Below are 17,222 nucleotides of genomic sequence, written 5' to 3'. Positions count from 1 at the left end.
GGTGGTCTCCTTATCTGTCGGTGAGGTGGGTCACTGCGTGACGCTGGGGGCGATGGCGGCGAGGGTGCAGTCGTGGCCGGGCCGGCACTGCACGGCGAGGGTCACGGCGCGGTCTTCGGCTCCGCCGCCGCCCTTCTTCCACTCGATCTGCTGTTTGCCGTTGACGGTGACGACGTAGATGTACGCCTCGGTGATCGCGGTCGGGTCCTCGGCGAGGGCCTGCTTGAACGCGCCGGGGTAGTGGCCTTCGGTGACCGTGGCACTGGCGTGCTGGTCCTGGTCGGCCATGCGCGACCACAGCAGCGGGTCGGGGACCTGACCGGACACGGAGGCCCAGTCGTTGTACTTGGTCTCCTTGGTCATCCACGCGCGCATGCCGGCGAGCTGCTGGTCACGGCTGGTGTCGCGGGTGTCGTACGACCAGAGCATCGCCGCCGCGGCCTTGGCGAAGGCGACCGGTTCGGCGATCTGCGGAGGCTTGGGCACCGACCCCGACCCGGCCGCGGGCTTCGGGGCGGCCTCGGAGGGCGAGGAACTGCTGTTCTGCGAAGGCGTGTTGGCGCTCTGGTGGTGCTCGCCGCGGCCGGTGAACCAGGCGGCGGTCGCGGCGAGGGCAAGCAGCGCGGTGATGACCAGGGCGACGATGGCGACGCGCTTGTGGGCCGACCAGGTCACGCCGTATCCGGACAGGGAGGGGAGTCGATTCGGCATCAGTGGACCTGAGCCCCCAGGCCGGAGAAGAACGCCACGATTCCGTTCGCGGCGCCGAGGCCGAGCGCTGCGCCGGCCGCGACGACGGCGCCTTTCTTGCCGTTGGCCTCGGCCTGGTGGCCACCGGTGTGGTGGCCCCAGGCCCACACGCCGAGGGAGACGGCCAGGGCGCCGACGACGGCGATGATCCCGAACATGTTGATGCTGTTGACGACGTTCTTCAGCACGGACAGGCCGGGCAGGCCGCCGCCCTTGGGGGAGATGCCTGGGTCGTAGGCGAGGAGGACGGCGGCGCGGTCTGCGAGAGGTAGGGACATGAGTGTGGGCGGGGCTCCTTGCATGCGCTGGCCTGGCAGGGGCCGACAGAAGGGAGAAGGGGAGAGGTTTGCGGCCTCGGGGGTGTGAGTGCCCGGCACGAGGGTGGACGGCAGCGTCGTGCGGAGGCGGGGAGTGCCCCTCGGGCCGCGCGCGGCGTCGAAGCCGCGTGTCGGTTCAGGGCCCGGGAAGGCGCCGGGGCGTCCTACTTCGGGATCGATGGCTTCGGCGCGGGGTTCGACATGTACGGGTTGGCGCAGTCGTAGATCATGTAGCCGCGGATCTTCTTGCCGTCGGACTTCCGGGTCACTGTGCCGCGGGTGTACCAGGTCTTCTCGGCGCGCTTGTACGCGAACTGGTCGTAGGCGACCTTGTCGTGCCGGTAGGCGATGCCCACGACGGTGGACTTCTTCGAAGGATCCTTGCGGACCTTGACCGCCTTGCACGAGATCGTTGTGTGGCCGGTGTCGTACGCCTGGGCTGTGGAGGCGCTGGCGAGGCCGCCGGCTGCAACTGCGAGGCCGATCGAGCCGACCGCGAGGGCGCGTCGTACACGATGGTGGATTGTCACGGGGATGCTCCGGGGAGTTGAGGGATTGAGGGCTGGCCTGTTGGGCCAGGTGATGCGGGGGAACGGGGAGTTCACCGGCTCACGTATTGGTGGGCTGCCGGCGAGGTACCGGTGAAGGCGGCTCGCCGGGCCTGCAGTCGGGCCGGGATCAGATGACGCGGCGGGCGGCGAGGATCGTCCAGTTCTTGATCGGGGTGATCCGGACCGGTTTCGAGGTGCGCGGCGCCTCGATGACGAGCCCCTCACCGATGTACATGCCGACGTGTTCGGGCCGGGCTGCGGTGCCGCGGCTGAAGATCAGGTCACCGGGCTTGAGGTTGTTCGCCGAGACGGCCTTTCCCTCGCCCACCTGCGTGTACGTGGTGCGGGTGAGGTGGACGTCGGCGTGTGCGTATGCCTGCTGCATCAGCGAGCTGCAGTCGCAGCGGCCCATCGGGTCGGGGCCGTGGGCGTCGGTGCACGAGCCGCCCCACTGGTAGAGCGTGCCGAGCTGGTGCATGGCCCACTCGATGGCCGCGCGGGCCCTGGGGTCGGCGTCCTTGGGGATCTTGTATCCCTTGGGGACGCTGCCCTCGGGGATCTGTCCGAAGGAGGTGCCGTCTTTGTCCGGCCTGCAGCTGCCGGAGCTGGACTCGGCGTCCTCGCTCTTGTCCTTGGCGGCTTCGTCCTTGTCGGCGTTTGGGAACGTGGCGGCGATGGCCTTCTGCAGCGCGGTGGCCAGGTCCTCCCAGTGCGCGTACGCGTCCGGATAGCCGGACTTCTGGACGGCCTGGGCGGCTTGGGTGACCTTCATCTGCTGCCAGCCGTCGACCTTGAGCAGCGCCTTGTAGAAGCGCTCGGAGGCGTAGACCGGGTCACGGATCTGCTGCGCGGTTCCCCACCCCTGGCTGGGCCGTTGCTGGAACAAGCCGAGGCTGTCCCGGTCACCGGAGTTGAGGTTGCGCAGCCGCGATTCCTGCATCGCGGTGGCAATCGCGATGATCTGCCCCTTCTTGGGCACGTCGAGGCTGATGCCGGTGGCCACGATGGTCTGGGCGTTGGGGATCTGCTCGGCCGGAAGGTCCAGGCCCTGGATGTGAACGTCCTTGGCGGACGCGCCGTCGAGGAGCTTGGTGACTTCCTTGGTCACCTCGGCGGTGTCGATGCCGGTCAGGCATCCGCTGAAGGAGGAGGTGGTCGAGGCTTCGCTGGAGGACGCCATCATCATGGCGGTGCCGGCGAGCAGGAGCGGGGAGAGCACGACGACGCCGATGCCGGCGGCTATGCCCTTCAATCCGGTCCGCCTCCCGGACAGCGGTCACGGGCCGGTGGACGGATCGCGGGCAGGGGAGGGTAGGGCGATGTCACAGCGAGGTCCTTGGTGAAGTCCCGGCGGCGCGTGCGTCGTTGAGGAAAGGGCGCGACGTCCGGGTGGTGGGTAATTCGGGTCGCACGGGTGCTGTTGCGAGTTGCCGCTCGCACCGGCACAGGGCGTCGGGTCAGGTGTGCCAGGACATGGGAATACCTCCACGAAGGCAGGGGCGGGGATGTGCCATCGGCGGTGTCCGCCGGGCAGTTCCAAAACAGTAAGGGCGGATCCCCGGTTGCCGAAATCGTGTCTGATCAAGGCTCCATTTCGGGGTTTTCGGCGGCGATAGCGCTCAACCGGGGATCGTGCCCTACAGTTTTGGCTCCTCCCCTCGCCCCCTCACGTCGCAGACCGCGGAGCCGTCCGCCCGCATCCGGTCCTGTGGGGTCATCCAGGCGAGCTGGAGCATCTCTCCCTCATCTCGCACGACCCGAATTGGGGTATCTCTTTGCCTTTTTCCCTGCACCAGGGCGACGCGCTCAGCGTCCTCGCCGGACTGCCGGACAACTGCGTCGACTCCGTCATCACCGACCCGCCGTACAACAGCGGCGGTCGTACGGCGAAGGAGCGCACGAGCCGGTCCGCGAAGCAGAAGTACACCTCCGCCGACGCCGGCCACGAGCTGCCGGACTTCACCGGCGAGAACATGGACCAGCGCAGTTACGGCTTCTGGCTCACCCAGATCATGACCGAGGCGCACCGGCTCACCAAGGCCGGCGGCACCGCTCTGCTGTTCACCGACTGGCGCCAGCTGCCGATCACCACGGACGCCATCCAGGCCGCCGGCTGGCTGTGGCGGGGCGTGCTCGCCTGGCATAAGCCGCAGGCCAGGCCGCAAAAGGGCAGGTTCACGCAGAACTGTGAATTCATCGTCTGGGCGTCCAACGGCCCGATCGATGCGGCCCGCAACCCGGTCTACCTGCCCGGCCTCTACAGCGCCTCGCAGCCCAGCGGCAAGGCGCGCCAGCACATCACGCAGAAGCCCGTCTCCGTCATGCGCGAGCTCGTGCAGATCGCCCCGCCCGGCGGCACCGTGCTCGACTTCACCTGCGGCTCCGGCTCGACCGGGGTCGCCGCGCTGCTGGAGGGCCGCGACTTCATCGGCGTCGAGAAGACGAAGCACTACGCCGAGATCGCTGCCGACCGCCTCACCGAAACGCTGCAACAGACCCTTTCCCAGGATGACTTGACGCTGACTGCCTGAGGCTGAAACTCGCGCGCGGCGCGGCGAGCGGCGCCCTTCGTGCGTGGTCCCGCCGCGTCGTGCGCAGCGTTATAGCAGCGAATCCACGGTTACCGAAACCGGGGATTCTATGGATGGTTGGAGCCGCAATCAACGCCCTATGCCTGCGGTCCAAGGAGGCCCCTTTTCGTGCCTGAATCCATAAACCCCTCGGAGGACACGGAGAAGGATCCGGTCCAGATATCCGACTCTCCTCTGCCCTCGAAGGCGGGAGAGCTGGAGCCGGTTCGGCTGCCGGAGGCTGATCTTGCGAGGGTCGAGGCGAACGTCGCCATGCTGCTGGATCGATCCGCGCGGCACGAGCGTCAGATCGATGACCTCTCGGCGGCACCGCCGCTACCGGACTCGCCGTTCGCCGCCTACGGTCTGCCGGGGTTCGCGGGCCTGCCGCCCGTCCCCGCGCCGCCCGAGCCGCGTCCGATCCTCGAGTTGGAGGACGAGGAGTACGAGGACGAACTCGACGCCCTGTCTGACTGGGTCGATGACTTCCTCGTCCGGGTCTACGGGGCGGAGGTCACCACCGCTGCCCCGTGGTGCGAGCAGTGGCAGGAGCACCCCGATGTCGTCGCCTGGCTTCATGCTCTGTGGCTGGCCTACCAGCAGCACAAGGATCCCGAGGCCGGATTGAGTGGCCTGTTCGTGTGGCACCGGGACTTCCTCACCCACGCCATGGCCACCGTCCGGGCCGCTGGCGGTCCGCTGTCCGCGTGCATGACCGATCCGGACCGGCCCGCGCATCGCCTGCTGCCCGGCCCCCGCCCCTCGAACCGGAACACCTCCGCCACCGAGGAGGACGAGGACCATGAGGAGTCCGGCGAGCTGGGCCAGGCCGGCGGATGACCGGCCACGAGGACCGGCCGGCATTCGGCCTGTCCTTCGACCCTCGCGCCCTGACCGACCTCCTGCAGGCCCCCGGCGACATCCGCGACCTTGCACTGGCCCAGCTTCAGGACGTCGTCAACGCCCGTCTGTTCGGCGCCAAACTCACCCGCGATCTCGCCGGCTGCCGCAAGGTCTATGTCGATCACCGCAATGCCTGGCGCATCGTCTACGCCCAGCGGCCGGCGCCCGCGAACTCCACGCACACCACCGAAATCCACGTCGTGGCCGTACGCCCGCGCGAAGCGCACGACGTGTACGACACCGCCCGTGCCCGCCTCGGCATCCGCCGGCGCCCCCTGGGCGAGCGCACCCACGCGGCCCGCACCCGCTCGCCGCAGCTGGGCACCCGCCAGCCTGTCCCCAAGCCGGGACCACCGACCTATGTGATGCCCGGCCTTCCCCGACCCGCACTGCCCCCGACCCTGAAGGGCCCCGTTCGTTGACGCAGTTCCCCACCCTGATCGACCAGGTCGCCACCGCCGTACTCGGGCCGGCCCAGGTCACCGAGAACCCGCACCACCGCGCCATCCTCGACGTGTTCGTCGAGATCCAGGAACTCGACCAGCAGCTCGCCGAGTTCGCCGGCACTGAGCTTCCCGGCGTCAGCCCCGCCGAGCAGCTCAGCACCCTGACCGACCTGCTGGTCGAACGGATGGCAGCCGGGGCGGAACTGAGCGCGCTCCTGGCCACTTCCTGCTGCTGCGCAGCCGCGTACGAAGCCGCGCCCCCGTCCGAGTACGAACCGCTGGAGGACGAGGAGCCCGGCTTCGACCCGGACTTCGACGACTTCGAGGGGTTCGAGGACTTCGAAGAGCCGGACGGCCTGGACGACTTCGACGACGTCCACGAGGACGCGTGCGAGGAGTTCCTGTCCTGCCCCAGCAGCCCGCAGACGATCGTGCACGCCTGCCTCGCCGTCTTCGACGACGAGGGCGCCCCGGACTACGTGAGCACCGCGGAGCTGGTCGAGCGCCTGCGCGGTCTGCCCGGTCAGGCTGAGGGGCGCTGGAGCTACACCGACCTCACCCCGCTGCGGCTGGGTCTGCTCCTGCGCGGCTACGGAGTACAGCCCTGCAAGCCGCGCGCGGCCGACGGCAGCCGCTACCGGGCCTACCGGCGCGCCGACCTGCTGGCCGGCCGCCCGACCTGCTCCTGCTGAGGCACCCCGCCCTCGCGCGGAGTCGGCGGGTGACGGAGGCGGACTGGGACCTGGTCGCCGCCTTCCACGCGCAGTGCTCCGAGCAGAACCTGCTGCGCCGCTGGGGCCGTACGCGACTGACGCCCCGCGACCTGTCCCGGCTGCTCGCCCACGCGCAGTGCTGGATCGGGCTCGGCGCCGACGAGCGCCCTGTGGCCCTTGTCTGCGTCGGGCCGGTCAGCCGGGAGCCGGGGGTCTTCGATCTCGGGCTGCAGGTCGTCGACCACCGTCAGCGCCAGGGCATCGGCTCGGCCCTGGCCTGCCAATCCGCTTACCTCGCCCGCGCGCGCGGAGCCCACACCCTGTCCGCGTTCACGCAGGTGGCGAATGCGCCCATGCTCCGGCTCCTCGACCGGCTCGGCCCGACGTCGTATACCCGCGACGGCCCGTACGTCGAGGTCCGACTCGCCCTGGACGCGCTCGCCCCGGACCCAGGAACCGCTCCGCCATGACCGCACCACAGCCCGACGGGCTGATGCCCACCGCACTCGATCTGCGGATCGAAGCCGCCGTGGGCTACGGCGTCGAAGTGCTGCGCCGGCACCGCGACAGCGGACTCCTCGACGCACCGCACGCCGCCCTGGCCGACGCGCATAGCGAGCTGGCGGCGGCTGAGCGGGACGTCACCTTCTACCGTGTCCGTCTCGCTCGCCTCGCCTCCAGTGCACTGCCCGTGGACCAGGCGCTGTTCGCTCGAATCGAGCGCACCCTCGATCAGCTGGCGACGGCCGCCGCCGTACGCGATGCGAAGCGATCCGTGGCAGACGCAGCGCTGGCGCCGATCGAGGCCGCCGCTCCTCGGCAGGCGCCACCGCAGATCGCGACGAAGGATGCGGCGGCTCTGCTCGCCATCGCCCAGGGCGCCAAGCTGCATGAACACCTCGTCACCCATCGCCTCGCCGTGGCGACGCCCACCCGCACCCGCATCTCCTACGCTCAGCTGCTGCACCTGGAGGAGATGGGGCTGGTGGCGCGCGACACCGCGCACCCGGTGCACGCCGGGCAGCCCGTCAATCTCACCGATGCCGGCCGGGCCGTACTGACCGCACCCCGCCGCGCGGGCCCGCCCGGGACCACGCCCGCGCCCCTGCCGCCGGCCCTGCCTGCCGTCTCCCGTACCCGCCGCTGAACCGCGCTCCGTGCTACGCGCACGGCGCCGCCGGGGTCACGACCGAAAGCACCGATGCCCACCTACGAACCCGATTTCCGCCTCGACGGATACGAAGCCGTCAACGACCACGTCGCCGATCAGTTCTGGGGGCACATCGGCATCGAGCAGGACTCGATGACTGTCCTCGCCGAGCACCACAGCGACGATGCCGAGCACAGCTTCTACGTGATGCACAACCGCGCCGTCACTTGGGGCATCCCTGGAGAACCGCAGCTGGTCGCCCTGCACCTCAAACGCGACCCGGCCGCGTGCACCTACCAGTTTGACCACGCAGAGCTGCCACTGCCCTCCATGGCACAGTCCTGGCTGATCGCCCGCGGCTGCCCCGAGGAGAAGATCCTCCTGCCCCACGGCATGGGCACCACGGCCGCGAACGACGCCACCCGCGTGCTGGAGCAGCGTCTGCGCAGCGACGGCGACCACTTCGCCCTGCTCACCAGCTACACACGCGACGACGACCCGATCCAGACGACCGTGATGCTGCGTGCGGTCGACGAGAAGGCGGCACTGCCCTTCCGCGTCCTGCTCGAAGAGGTCGACACCACCGCGTGGACGCACACTCTGCGCGAGGGCGGCTTCCAGACCTTCGAGGCCGCCACTCAGTGGTGGGAAGCGCACTGGAACGGCGACGAGCCCTCGCTGCCGACGGCCTCGCCGGCAACCCGGCCCGTCACCGCAGTCCCTGCCCTGCCGGCACGCCCCGCCCCGCCGCGCGGGCCGGGCCGCTGAACTCCCGCTAACCCGACGGCATTTCGCCTTCCTGTCCCGGCGAATTGCCATCAGCCGTGTGCGAGGCGGCGCGGAACATAGCACGCAATCCCCGGTTACCGAAACCGGGGATTCTCCGGACTCTTGTTCTCAGCCCGCACGGCACCCGCCTGGAGCTGATTCTCCCGTATGCCCTTTCCTCGAAATGGAGCCCAATCCGCCATGCGCTCAACCCGCATAGCCGTCCCCGCCGCCCTGCTCGGTGCCCTCGCGCTGCCGCTGGTCTCCACCGCCACCGCGAGCGCCGCACCCGCGCAGGCGCCAACCTCCATAACCGACCCGACCTGTAGCAAGCCCGGACCGTGGACGCTCAGCACCAAGGCCGTCACCATCCGCGCCAAGGCGTCCGCCAACTCCAAGGCACTCGGGATTCTGTATCGGGGCCACAAGTTCACCGTGCACAAGACCAGCGGAAAGTGGCGCTACATCACCGACAGGACGACCGGCGTCAAGGGCTGGGTCTCCGCCAAGTATGTCTACCGCCCGGCCGGCATGTGCTTGGACTAGCCCACCGTCACCCCATTTCCCATTCCCACACCGGAATTTCCGAAACGAAGGGAAGCTCTTAGTGCTCGACGCCAGCGATGACGTGATGGGCGTCATTACCGAGCGAATCGAGGACCGATTCCAGATGCCGCTCGCCGACCTGCGCCGGGCTGTTGAGGCGGCACCGCAGGCCGATCCCGAGGCCACCACCGTCGTGCACTGGTACGGCCTGCTCGCCGAAACACAGCAGGCCCTCGACGCCGCCGAGGACGCGCTCGTCGAGGCTCTGGGTACCCAGCCGCCGGATGTACTCGACGATCCCGTCATGGAGTTGGCCCACCAGGTCAACGCCGCGGTAGCGTCCCGCGACGGACGCGCCATGGTCGTGAAGTACCTCCTCGACCCCAGCGCTCCCGGCAAGCGCGGACCCGGGGTGTGGCGCGGCGCTTCCTCAGCTGCTCGTCGCGCTCCGGCCCTGCCTACCTCTCCGCCTACACTGCCCAGCGCGCGGAACACCACGGCGCGCGGGGCCACGCGGTGAGCGTCATCGACAAGCCCAGCAGCCGTGATGCGGCTCTGCAGGAAGCGTTCGGCGCCGAGGTAGCCGAGCTGTACGCGCAGGCCGCCCGCGGCGAGGCCAATGCCGCACTTCAGCGGGCGCTGGAACTGCGCAGCTTCCTCGCCATTTCCGAGGAGCAGGTGGCCCGCGTCCGCGACCGCGTCCATTCCGCGACGGAACCCGACGGGGACATGGACGACCTGTCCGCCGAGGACCTGCGGTGGGACGCCCAGTGGCTGGAGGCGGCTCTGGCCGGCCGCGACGGCTACACCGCCGCACTCGACGAGGTGCTGCGCACCATGCCGGCGCCGAACCAAGTAGCAGCATCACGCGCCGGGTTGAGCCCCAAGATCGCCGCCACCGCTCCGCCCGCCCCGGCAGCGCCCCGCGCCGGGGCGGTGCGGATACGACGTCCCTGAAAGTCCACCGATTGCCCCAGCCCGACACCCCGTCCGACTCCGTTTCCCAGCTCGTCGCCCAGCGCATCGAGGCGCTGTACGGACAGCCGCTCGCCGAACTCGAAGCCATCGCCGACGCCACCCCCGAGACCACGCTGCTCGCCGCTTTGACCGGCACCCACGGGGACCTGGCCCTCGCCGAACGCAACATCGCCTTCCAACTGCAGCGACTGCGCGAACTCACCGGCCCTGACCGGGAGATCGGCCGTTTCGCCGCCGGCCACATCCTCGACTGCGCCCGCCGCATCGCCGAGTCCGTCGCCACCCGCGACGCCTACGCAAAGAGCACCAGCGCGGTCCTGGGCGGCCTGCGCCGCGTGTCCGCCCCGGACACCCACCCGCCGGCTGTACCGGCCCCCGCCACACCGACGGCGACCACCTCCCGCACCCGCTGACCCACCCGTCCCGCTTGAGGAGCCACCTTCTTGGCCACCACCGCGCCGCCCGCCACACCAAACGATCTCTTGGGCGTCACCAAGACCCTGGACCTGCTCGCCCCGCGCTGGAGCGTGTGGGTGCTGATGACCGTCTCCTCCCAGCCGCTGCGCTACGCCGAGTTCAAGCCGAGGCTTCCGTGGCTGGCGGACGGGCAACTCCACCCCCGGCTGCGTCACCTCACCAACGCCGGCGTCATCGAGCGCACGGAGTACGCCCCGCGCCACGTCACCTACGGCCTCACCGGCCACGGTGCCGCGCTGCTGCCCGTCCTCTCGGTGATCGCGTCCTGGGGCGACACGTATCTGGAGAAGGAGCTGGTCGCCGACCAGCACACCGGCGAGCTGGAGCCCGAGCGGATCGCGCCGGCCCAGAACATTGACGACGCGGTCGCGCTGCTCGTGCCACGGCACGCCACCCCGATCCTGTTCTCCCTGCAGGCCCGGGGCATCGCGACGGCCAAGACGCTGGCGACCGAAGCCATGCCCGGCTACGGGCTGACCGCTGTCTACAAGCCCCTGGAACGCCTGGTCGACGACGGCCTCGTCACGGCCAGCGGAACCGGCGGCTACCAGCTGACCGCGAGCGGCCGGGCACTCGCCCCCGTCTTCCAGGCGATCTCCGCCTGGGCCACCGCCCCGGCATCCGAGTCCGACGCCCGTCGGACTCGGATGCCGGGCGCCGCCCCGTCGCAGAACCGTTCCGGCCCGTGGGCGACCACTCCGACCCGCCTTCCCGCACCGGCGGTTCCGGCAGCGCCAGCAGTTCGTCCCGCGCTGACCACGACGCCCCCGGGCGGCCCGGCGTGGCGGCCCGGCGACCTCTTCTCCCACCAGATACCCGCCCGCCCGATCTCCCCGGCAGGAGGCCAGCGCCGATGACCCGCTCCCTGCCCGAGAACCTCCTGCACGAACGCCGCGCGATCCGGACCCTGACCCTGCCGGGCCTGATCCGCCTGGTCACTGAGATCGACGACAACGGCCCCATCAGCCACCGGCGCGGCAGCCTTCAGGGCGCCTTCGGCGACCTCACCCCCGGGCAACTGCGCCACGCCATCGACGTCGCCCGCGACCTCGCCCTGATCCACGCCGACGAACAGGCCCCCGACCGCTACCGGCTCACCGCGAGCGGCGAGGCCCTCGCCGAGGTGTACGACACCGCGGCCCGCTGGGCGCGCGCCCGTCAGCTCCCCGACACCAGCACCGACTTCGTCACCCGCGTCCAGCACACCCTCCAGCTGCACAGCCGCAGCACGCACGCGTTCGGCTCGAGTCTGGAGCCGTCGGCGCCGCATCAGGTCCTGACCGAGTTTCTGCAGGCGTACCCCCGCGTCCTCAACCACACTGACGCCCGCTCCGCGCAGCAAGCGGCGGAAGCGGGGCGCGCTGCGTGAGATCCCGTGTCGGACCGCGGCATGCGCGCCGCCTGGTCCCCACTGTGCTGCGCGGCATCTACCTGCCGCGCAGCACGGACGCCGCCGCGTTCGCCATGGCCACCTACGGCATCCCGCTGCTGGTATTGGCCACCACCAACTCCGCAGCCCTGACCGGCCTCGCCTTCGCGCTGGAATGGATCCCGCGGCTGGGCGCGTTCGCCTTCGCCGGGGCCCTGGTCGACCGCCATGGCACTACCGCCGTGCTCCGCTACGCCTCCGTTGCCCGCGCCCTGGTCGTCCTGGCCGCAGCGTTCCTCCTGCCGCAGCAGGAGGCGGGGCTGGGGGCGACGGTCACCGTCATGGTGCTCGCCGCGTCCACCGGGATCTTCACCGAGTGCTCGTACATTGCGGCCGAGACCGCGGGCGGGGTCGCCGGCCGAGAGGCCGGGGCCCGCGCGCACCGAGTGCAGTCGGTACTGCTCGGCATCGACCAGGTCGCCACCCTGTCCGGCCCCGCGCTGGCCAGCCTCCTGCTCCAGTGGACCGGCGCCAGCGGCATGCTGATGGTGATCGCCGTCTTCTCGCTGCTCACCAGCGTCCTCGCCCCGCGCCAGTACCTCCGACCGAAGCCCGCCGGTGCGCAGGCCGTCGGCAAGGGGCTGCGCACCGGATGGTCGACCCTGCGCGCCCTGCCGGCACTCGGCTGGCTGGTGGCCGGACTGACCGTGTCCAACCTGGCGGTCGGTCTGCTGCAGGCCGCCGCCCCGGTGATCATCGTCAAGCAGCTCGGCCACTCCGCAGCCGACGTCGGATTCATCTGGTCGGTTGCCGCCGTCGCCTCGCTCGGCGCGGTCCTCCTGTGCCGCAAGGCGATCGACCGCTTCGGCCTGTGGCCGGTCGGTGTCGTATCCGCAACGATCGCCGCCACCGCGTGCCTGGCCGTCTCCGTCGCCGGCACCTACCACGCCTATCTGGCCCTGATCGCCGTCCTCATGGCCGGCGAGGGCGGCATGACCGTCGTGCTGCGCACCCTGCGCTCCCGCCTCATCCCCGCGGACGTGTTCGGCGCCACCCTCTCCCTGACGATCTTGCTGCTGTTGCTGCCCTTTCCGCTGGCCGGCGTCCTCGTCGCCGTCGTGCCGCCAGCCGAGCTCGGCCACGTCGTCACGCTCTGCGCCGTGCTCCAGGCTGCGGGCCTGTTCACCGCCTTCGCCCGGCTGCGCGCCACGCCCGCCCTGCGCACCTCCTTCGCCTGACCGATCCGGTCGCCTGCCTGCCCACCTCACGGAGACTAGCCATGCCCACGTCCCACGCCCCGGCCCAGCAGTCGGTCCTGCCGATATCCCGCCCCTCGTTTCGAGCAGGATCGCGGCCCACGCTGACCGACCGGTTCCTCGCCTTCGACGCCGAGAACCCGTACGTCTACCGCGCGCTGGAGCGCCTGACCTCCGACCGGCTCGCCACCGGGGCCACCCGGGTCGGGCTGAAGGCGCTGTTCGAGGACCTGCGCTGGCAACTGCCCGCGGGCGTGCGCGGACTGAACAACAACTTCACCGCCCTGTATGCGCGAAAGCTGATCGAGGACCACCCCCACTGGGCGAGTGCCTTCGAACTGCGACGTCGCCGCACCCTCTGACCCCGGCCGTCTGCCGTCAACCTCCTTTGTCCTGCCACTGTTTGGAGCCTTGTTGTCCTCTCGCCCCGTCGTCCTGGTCGTTGCAGCCGCCGACATGGAGGCGCACGCGTATCGCGGCTACTGCCTTGAGAACGTCCGCGCCCACTACGACGTCGTCCTGATCTCCGGCGCCGAGCCGACCTGGGAGAAGGACTTCCTCCTCGACTACGCCGTCGCCGACCCCACCGACCAGGCGGCACTCGTCGCGGCCGGGCGCGCGCTCGCCGAACGCTACGAGCTGGCCGGCGTGATGACCTGGACCGAGTGGTACCTCGTCCCCGTCGCCCGGCTCGCCCGCCAGCTCGGCCTGCCCACCACGGCTCCGGAAGCCCTCCAGGGCTGCCGCAACAAGCACACCAGCCGGAGCCTGTTCGCCCGCCACGGGGTGCCCTCCGCCGTATCCGTGAGCGTGCGCACCGAGCGGGAGGCGGCCGATGCCGCCGCGCTGATCGGCTATCCCGTCGTCCTCAAGCCCGCCGCGCACGCCGCGAGCATGGGCGTCATCCGCGTCGACACGGCCAACGATTTTCCGGGTGCGTACGCCTTCGCCGCGCGCACCGCCGACCACGGTGTGGAGAGCACTCAGGTCCTGGTCGAGGAGTACCTCGACGGCCCGGAGGTGAGCGTCGAGTGCGTCACCTACCAAGGGCAGACCACCGTGGTCGCCGTCACCCGCAAGACCGTCGGGATGCCGCCCTTCTTCGAGGAGCTGGCGCACGTGGTCGACGCGAACGACCCGCTGCTCGCCACCGTGGCGCCGGTCGCCGTCGCCGCCCTCGACGCCGTCGGCATCACCGACGGCGTCAGCCACGTCGAGATCCGCATCGTCGACGGCCGCCCACGCCTGATCGAGGTCAACGCGCGCATCGCCGGCGACGTGATCGGTCACCTCGTCCACCTGGCCACCGGCGTCGATCTCGCCCGCGCCGCCGCCGACATCGCCTGCGGACGTACCCCCGACCTGACGCCCACCCGCCGCCAGGCTGCGGCGATCCGCTTCATCTACCCCGCCTACTCCGGCACCCTGACCGCCCGCAGTGTCGTGACGCCCACCGGGGGAGTGGAGCGCGTGCGCTTCCAGCGACAGCCCGGAGACCAGCTCGTGCTCCCCCAGGACGGCGGCAATCTGTTCACCGCCCGCATCGGCTTCATCATCACCACCGGGCCGACCGCCACGGCCGCCCAGGGCCGCGCCCAGGAGGCGTACCGCCACCTCGACGTCCAGGTGGCCGCCGCCCCGCAGACGGCCCCGGCCACCGGGGAGCACGTCGCATGAGGCACACCGCAGCGATCGAGCTGGTGCGCAGCCGCCGCCTGCTGATCGGGTACTTCGCCGGCCTGGGTGTGGTCATGGCCGTCTTCGGCGCCCGCATGCCCGCCGTCCAGTCCGCCGCCGAGCTGAGCACCGGAGGGCTCGCCCTGGTCCTGCTCGCCGCCGCCCTCGGCATGGTCGCCGGACTCCAGGCGGGCGGGCGCCTCGCGCGCCCGGCCCGCCTGCCCGCGCTGCTGACCAGTGGCGGCATAGCTCTCGCCGCCTGTCTCGCCCTCCTCGGGGTCTGCTCCAGTCTGGAGAGCCTGTTCGCGGCGGCGTTCGTCTTCGGCGTCGCACACGGAGTCCTCGATGTCGCGGCCAATGCGTCGGCGGTCCGCTGCCAGGACGCCCACGACCGCCCCATCATGGCCGGGCTGCACGCGAGTTACAGCCTCGGCGCCCTCCTCGGCGCCGCGCTGGCCGCTGCCACCACCCACATCTCACACACCGTTCTGTTCACCGGGGTCGCCGTCTGCGCCGCGGCGGCGGCAGGAGCCACGACGGCTCTGACTCGGACTCTCGCCAGCTCTGGACTCAAGCCCGTGCACCATCCTGCTGCACAGGGCTCGGGCGAACGCGGGGATCGGTCGCGGCCCCGGATGTGGCTGCTGGGCGTCCTGGCCGCGGCAACCTTGCTGGGTGAAGGCGCTGCTGCCGACTGGGCTGCCGTCCACCTGCACGATCTTGGCGCGACGGCCGCGACCAGCGCCGCGGCCTACGGCTCTTACAGCGCCGCCATGGCCACTGGCCGACTCGCCGGTGACCGACTCACCGCGCGCTTCGGCGCGTCAGCCGTCGTACGCGCCGGCGCCGCTTTGGCCGCGCTCGGCCTCACCACCGGACTGGCCGGCTCCACCATCGCCTTCGCCCTGTTCGGCTGGGCGGCCTTCGGCCTGGGCCTGTCCGTCACCATCCCCAGCCTGATCACCGCCGCTGGCACTGGCGGCCCCCGCGCGGTCGCCACCGTCGCGGTCACCGGCTACGTCGGCCTGCTCGCCGGCCCCGCCGTCATCGGTGCCCTCGCCACCGTCACCGCCCTGCCGCACGCGCTGCTGCTGCCCGCCCTCCTCGCCCTGATCGTCGCCACCCTCGCACCCAAAGCCCTGGAGAGAACGACCCCTTGACCCGCACCCACGACTCCCGGCCCGGCATAGAAGCCCTGCTCCTCGACTACAACGGGGTCATTGGCTTGCAGCCCACCACCGCTATGTGGACCCAGCTCGCCGACCTCGCCGAGTGGCCCGACCGGCATCTCCCCTCGTTCCAGGACGCCTGCTGGGCTCCCCGCAACGCCTACGACGCAGGGCAACTGAGCGATCTCGCCTACTGGGCCAAGGTGCTCGGTCACCACCCCGGCCCGCGATGGCTGCGCACCCTGCGCGACGCCGACACCGCCATGTGGACCCGCACCGACCCACGCGTCCTCGACACGCTGTACCGCGCCCGGGCCGCGAGGCTGCCCATGGTTTTGCTCTCCAACGCCCCGGCCCACCTCAGCAACGTCCTGGACGCCACCGACTGGCGGCGCGAACTGATGGACGACGCCCTGTACTCCGCACGCCTGGGCCTGTGCAAGCCCGATCCGGCCGCGTACGAACACGCCCTGACCGCCACCGGCACCGACGACCCTGGGCGCGTGCTGTTCGTCGACGACCGCGAGGACAACTGCCGGGCCGCCGCCGAGCGGGGCCTGCGCACCCTGCACTACACCGGCCAACCCGCACAACTCGACGCACAGTTGCTGCCCGTCCTCGCGGAGCGCACCGGCTCCTGATCCCGCACCGCGCCGCTCACCCCGTCAGCCCCGACACCCTCTGGACTTTCGTGCCCGACACCGAAGAGATCGACGGCGACGTCTACGTCTGTCCCCGCTACCTCGCCGGCAGCACCGCCGTGGGGGACCCAGCGCTGGAGCCGCTGCTCGCGCTCGGCTTCTACCTGCGCCACGACGACCTCGGCAACGCCTACGTCACCGCGCCCGACCGCAAGATCCGCCTCGGCTACCTGCCCGAAGGAGACGACGACGGACTGTGGCGCATCAACGCCTACTCCGATCGTTTCGGCCCGCCCGCCTGGGGCGTCTCCTTCAATGACCAGTGCCCCACAGAGTTCGTCACCGCGTTCACCACGGCCCTGGCGGCGGCGTATCAGGCCGGCCCCGAGCACTACCTCGCTCAGCCCGGCCCCGCCGACCTCGAACTCGACGCCTTCCACGCCGTCGTCCCGCTCATCAACCGCGGCTGGAAGATCCAGCACCCGCAGTGGGGCGCCCTGGAGCTGCAGACCCCGGACGGCATGGCCGGGCTCGAATACGCCCAGTGCCGACTCGATGCGGAGAAGGAACTCACCACGCTGCAGGCCCGCTGGTACATGTGGGGCGGCCCGAGGACCAGCTCCCGCTGGTACGCCACCGCCTCCACGAACACCCCGATTCCACTGGTGACGGCCATCACCGAGAGCGTGTCCGACCCCGCGCCCCTGCCGCGCTGGAAGGACCAGATGCTGCACAGCCTATGCGAGAGCGCCCACCTCGTTCCCATCACTTCTCCGCCGCCTCCGGTTCCCACACCCCTCGACGTCCGGCGTACCGCCCTGCGCCGGGCGCCCGCGCTGACCACGCGCAGCATCCCGCGCTGGAGCACCACGACGACTCCGTCGGCAGTCCTCCCCGCCCGGCGCTCCGGTGCCCGCCGCTGACCGACCAGATCTCCTTCG

The 17,222-nt window shown here is 70.9% G+C and carries 23 protein-coding genes; 19 read left to right on the top strand and 4 right to left on the bottom strand.

The features are described 5' to 3' along the window. Positions 1-30: 30 nt before the first annotated feature. From ACIHIX_RS18770 to ACIHIX_RS18755, 4 genes are all read right to left on the bottom strand, one after another. The gene (locus ACIHIX_RS18770; RefSeq protein ID WP_399956978.1) at positions 31-711 is read right to left on the bottom strand and encodes a hypothetical protein; all 681 of its coding nucleotides are present in this window, start codon (positions 709-711) and stop codon (positions 31-33) included. Beyond that, entirely contained in the window at positions 711-1,028 is a 318-nt protein-coding gene (locus ACIHIX_RS18765) for a DUF6112 family protein (protein WP_399956976.1), read from the bottom strand. Before ACIHIX_RS18765 ends, ACIHIX_RS18770 begins: the two co-directional genes overlap by 1 nt. Before the next feature lie 203 nt (positions 1,029-1,231). Further along, positions 1,232-1,597: a hypothetical protein gene (locus ACIHIX_RS18760; RefSeq protein ID WP_399956974.1), complete on the bottom strand. Its 366-nt coding sequence runs from the start codon at positions 1,595-1,597 to the stop codon at positions 1,232-1,234. 148 nt (positions 1,598-1,745) lie between these two features. Beyond that, entirely contained in the window at positions 1,746-2,870 is a 1,125-nt protein-coding gene (locus tag ACIHIX_RS18755; RefSeq protein ID WP_399956972.1) for a C40 family peptidase, read from the bottom strand. 523 nt (positions 2,871-3,393) lie between these two features. On the opposite strand from ACIHIX_RS18755, the gene ACIHIX_RS18750 reads away from it, so the two are divergent. The 19 genes from ACIHIX_RS18750 (at position 3,394) to ACIHIX_RS18660 (ending at position 17,204) form a co-directional block, all read left to right on the top strand. Then, positions 3,394-4,149: a DNA-methyltransferase gene (locus ACIHIX_RS18750; protein ID WP_399956970.1), complete on the top strand. Its 756-nt coding sequence runs from the start codon at positions 3,394-3,396 to the stop codon at positions 4,147-4,149. 168 nt (positions 4,150-4,317) lie between these two features. Continuing rightward, entirely contained in the window at positions 4,318-5,028 is a 711-nt protein-coding gene (locus tag ACIHIX_RS18745; RefSeq protein ID WP_399956968.1) for a DUF4913 domain-containing protein, read from the top strand. Beyond that, positions 5,025-5,513, top strand: a complete 489-nt coding sequence (locus tag ACIHIX_RS18740) for a hypothetical protein (protein WP_399956966.1) — start codon at positions 5,025-5,027, stop codon at positions 5,511-5,513. Before ACIHIX_RS18745 ends, ACIHIX_RS18740 begins: the two co-directional genes overlap by 4 nt. Beyond that, positions 5,510-6,229 (top strand): DUF3631 domain-containing protein, encoded by a 720-nt coding sequence (locus ACIHIX_RS18735; protein WP_399956964.1) that lies wholly within the window; start codon positions 5,510-5,512, stop codon positions 6,227-6,229. Before ACIHIX_RS18740 ends, ACIHIX_RS18735 begins: the two co-directional genes overlap by 4 nt. Before the next feature lie 29 nt (positions 6,230-6,258). Continuing rightward, positions 6,259-6,720 (top strand): GNAT family N-acetyltransferase, encoded by a 462-nt coding sequence (locus ACIHIX_RS18730; RefSeq protein WP_399956961.1) that lies wholly within the window; start codon positions 6,259-6,261, stop codon positions 6,718-6,720. Next, positions 6,717-7,397, top strand: coding sequence for a hypothetical protein (locus tag ACIHIX_RS18725; RefSeq protein WP_399956958.1), 681 nt, complete (start codon positions 6,717-6,719; stop codon positions 7,395-7,397). Before ACIHIX_RS18730 ends, ACIHIX_RS18725 begins: the two co-directional genes overlap by 4 nt. A 54-nt stretch (positions 7,398-7,451) precedes the next feature. After that, the gene (locus ACIHIX_RS18720; protein WP_399956955.1) at positions 7,452-8,168 is read left to right on the top strand and encodes a hypothetical protein; all 717 of its coding nucleotides are present in this window, start codon (positions 7,452-7,454) and stop codon (positions 8,166-8,168) included. Between the two features lie 201 nt (positions 8,169-8,369). After that, positions 8,370-8,714, top strand: a complete 345-nt coding sequence (locus tag ACIHIX_RS18715) for an SH3 domain-containing protein (RefSeq protein ID WP_399956954.1) — start codon at positions 8,370-8,372, stop codon at positions 8,712-8,714. A gap of 61 nt (positions 8,715-8,775) precedes the next feature. Further along, positions 8,776-9,234 carry a hypothetical protein gene (locus ACIHIX_RS18710; RefSeq protein WP_399956951.1) on the top strand — a complete coding sequence of 153 codons (459 nt, stop codon included), beginning with the start codon at positions 8,776-8,778 and terminating at the stop codon, positions 9,232-9,234. Then, on the top strand, positions 9,231-9,671 hold the full coding sequence (locus ACIHIX_RS18705; RefSeq protein ID WP_399956948.1) for a hypothetical protein: 441 nt from the start codon (positions 9,231-9,233) through the stop codon (positions 9,669-9,671). The genes ACIHIX_RS18710 and ACIHIX_RS18705 overlap by 4 nt, the downstream gene beginning before the upstream one ends. Before the next feature lie 11 nt (positions 9,672-9,682). Continuing rightward, positions 9,683-10,105, top strand: coding sequence for a hypothetical protein (locus ACIHIX_RS18700; RefSeq protein WP_399956946.1), 423 nt, complete (start codon positions 9,683-9,685; stop codon positions 10,103-10,105). Between the two features lie 30 nt (positions 10,106-10,135). Further along, complete coding sequence (locus ACIHIX_RS18695) at positions 10,136-11,026, top strand: winged helix-turn-helix transcriptional regulator (protein WP_399956943.1); 891 nt, start codon at positions 10,136-10,138, stop codon at positions 11,024-11,026. Then, on the top strand, positions 11,023-11,538 hold the full coding sequence (locus tag ACIHIX_RS18690; protein ID WP_399956940.1) for a hypothetical protein: 516 nt from the start codon (positions 11,023-11,025) through the stop codon (positions 11,536-11,538). Before ACIHIX_RS18695 ends, ACIHIX_RS18690 begins: the two co-directional genes overlap by 4 nt. After that, complete coding sequence (locus ACIHIX_RS18685) at positions 11,535-12,776, top strand: MFS transporter (protein WP_399956937.1); 1,242 nt, start codon at positions 11,535-11,537, stop codon at positions 12,774-12,776. Before ACIHIX_RS18690 ends, ACIHIX_RS18685 begins: the two co-directional genes overlap by 4 nt. A gap of 41 nt (positions 12,777-12,817) precedes the next feature. Next, positions 12,818-13,156 (top strand): hypothetical protein, encoded by a 339-nt coding sequence (locus ACIHIX_RS18680; protein ID WP_399956934.1) that lies wholly within the window; start codon positions 12,818-12,820, stop codon positions 13,154-13,156. A gap of 94 nt (positions 13,157-13,250) precedes the next feature. After that, a complete protein-coding gene (locus ACIHIX_RS18675; protein ID WP_399957331.1) occupies positions 13,251-14,471 on the top strand; it encodes an ATP-grasp domain-containing protein in 1,221 nt (406 codons plus the stop codon). Then, positions 14,468-15,631, top strand: a complete 1,164-nt coding sequence (locus tag ACIHIX_RS18670) for an MFS transporter (protein WP_399956932.1) — start codon at positions 14,468-14,470, stop codon at positions 15,629-15,631. Before ACIHIX_RS18675 ends, ACIHIX_RS18670 begins: the two co-directional genes overlap by 4 nt. After that, entirely contained in the window at positions 15,628-16,281 is a 654-nt protein-coding gene (locus tag ACIHIX_RS18665; RefSeq protein ID WP_399956929.1) for an HAD family hydrolase, read from the top strand. The genes ACIHIX_RS18670 and ACIHIX_RS18665 overlap by 4 nt, the downstream gene beginning before the upstream one ends. 50 nt (positions 16,282-16,331) lie before the next feature. After that, on the top strand, positions 16,332-17,204 hold the full coding sequence (locus ACIHIX_RS18660) for a DUF317 domain-containing protein (protein ID WP_399956926.1): 873 nt from the start codon (positions 16,332-16,334) through the stop codon (positions 17,202-17,204). Positions 17,205-17,222: the final 18 nt, after the last annotated feature.

Origin of the sequence: Streptomyces sp. NPDC051913 (genome assembly GCF_044593635.1) — a bacterium.
Taxonomy (GTDB): Bacteria; Actinomycetota; Actinomycetes; order Streptomycetales; family Streptomycetaceae; genus Streptomyces.
Note: the sequence above shows the minus strand (reverse complement) of the source record. Positions and strands in the feature narration are given on the sequence as shown.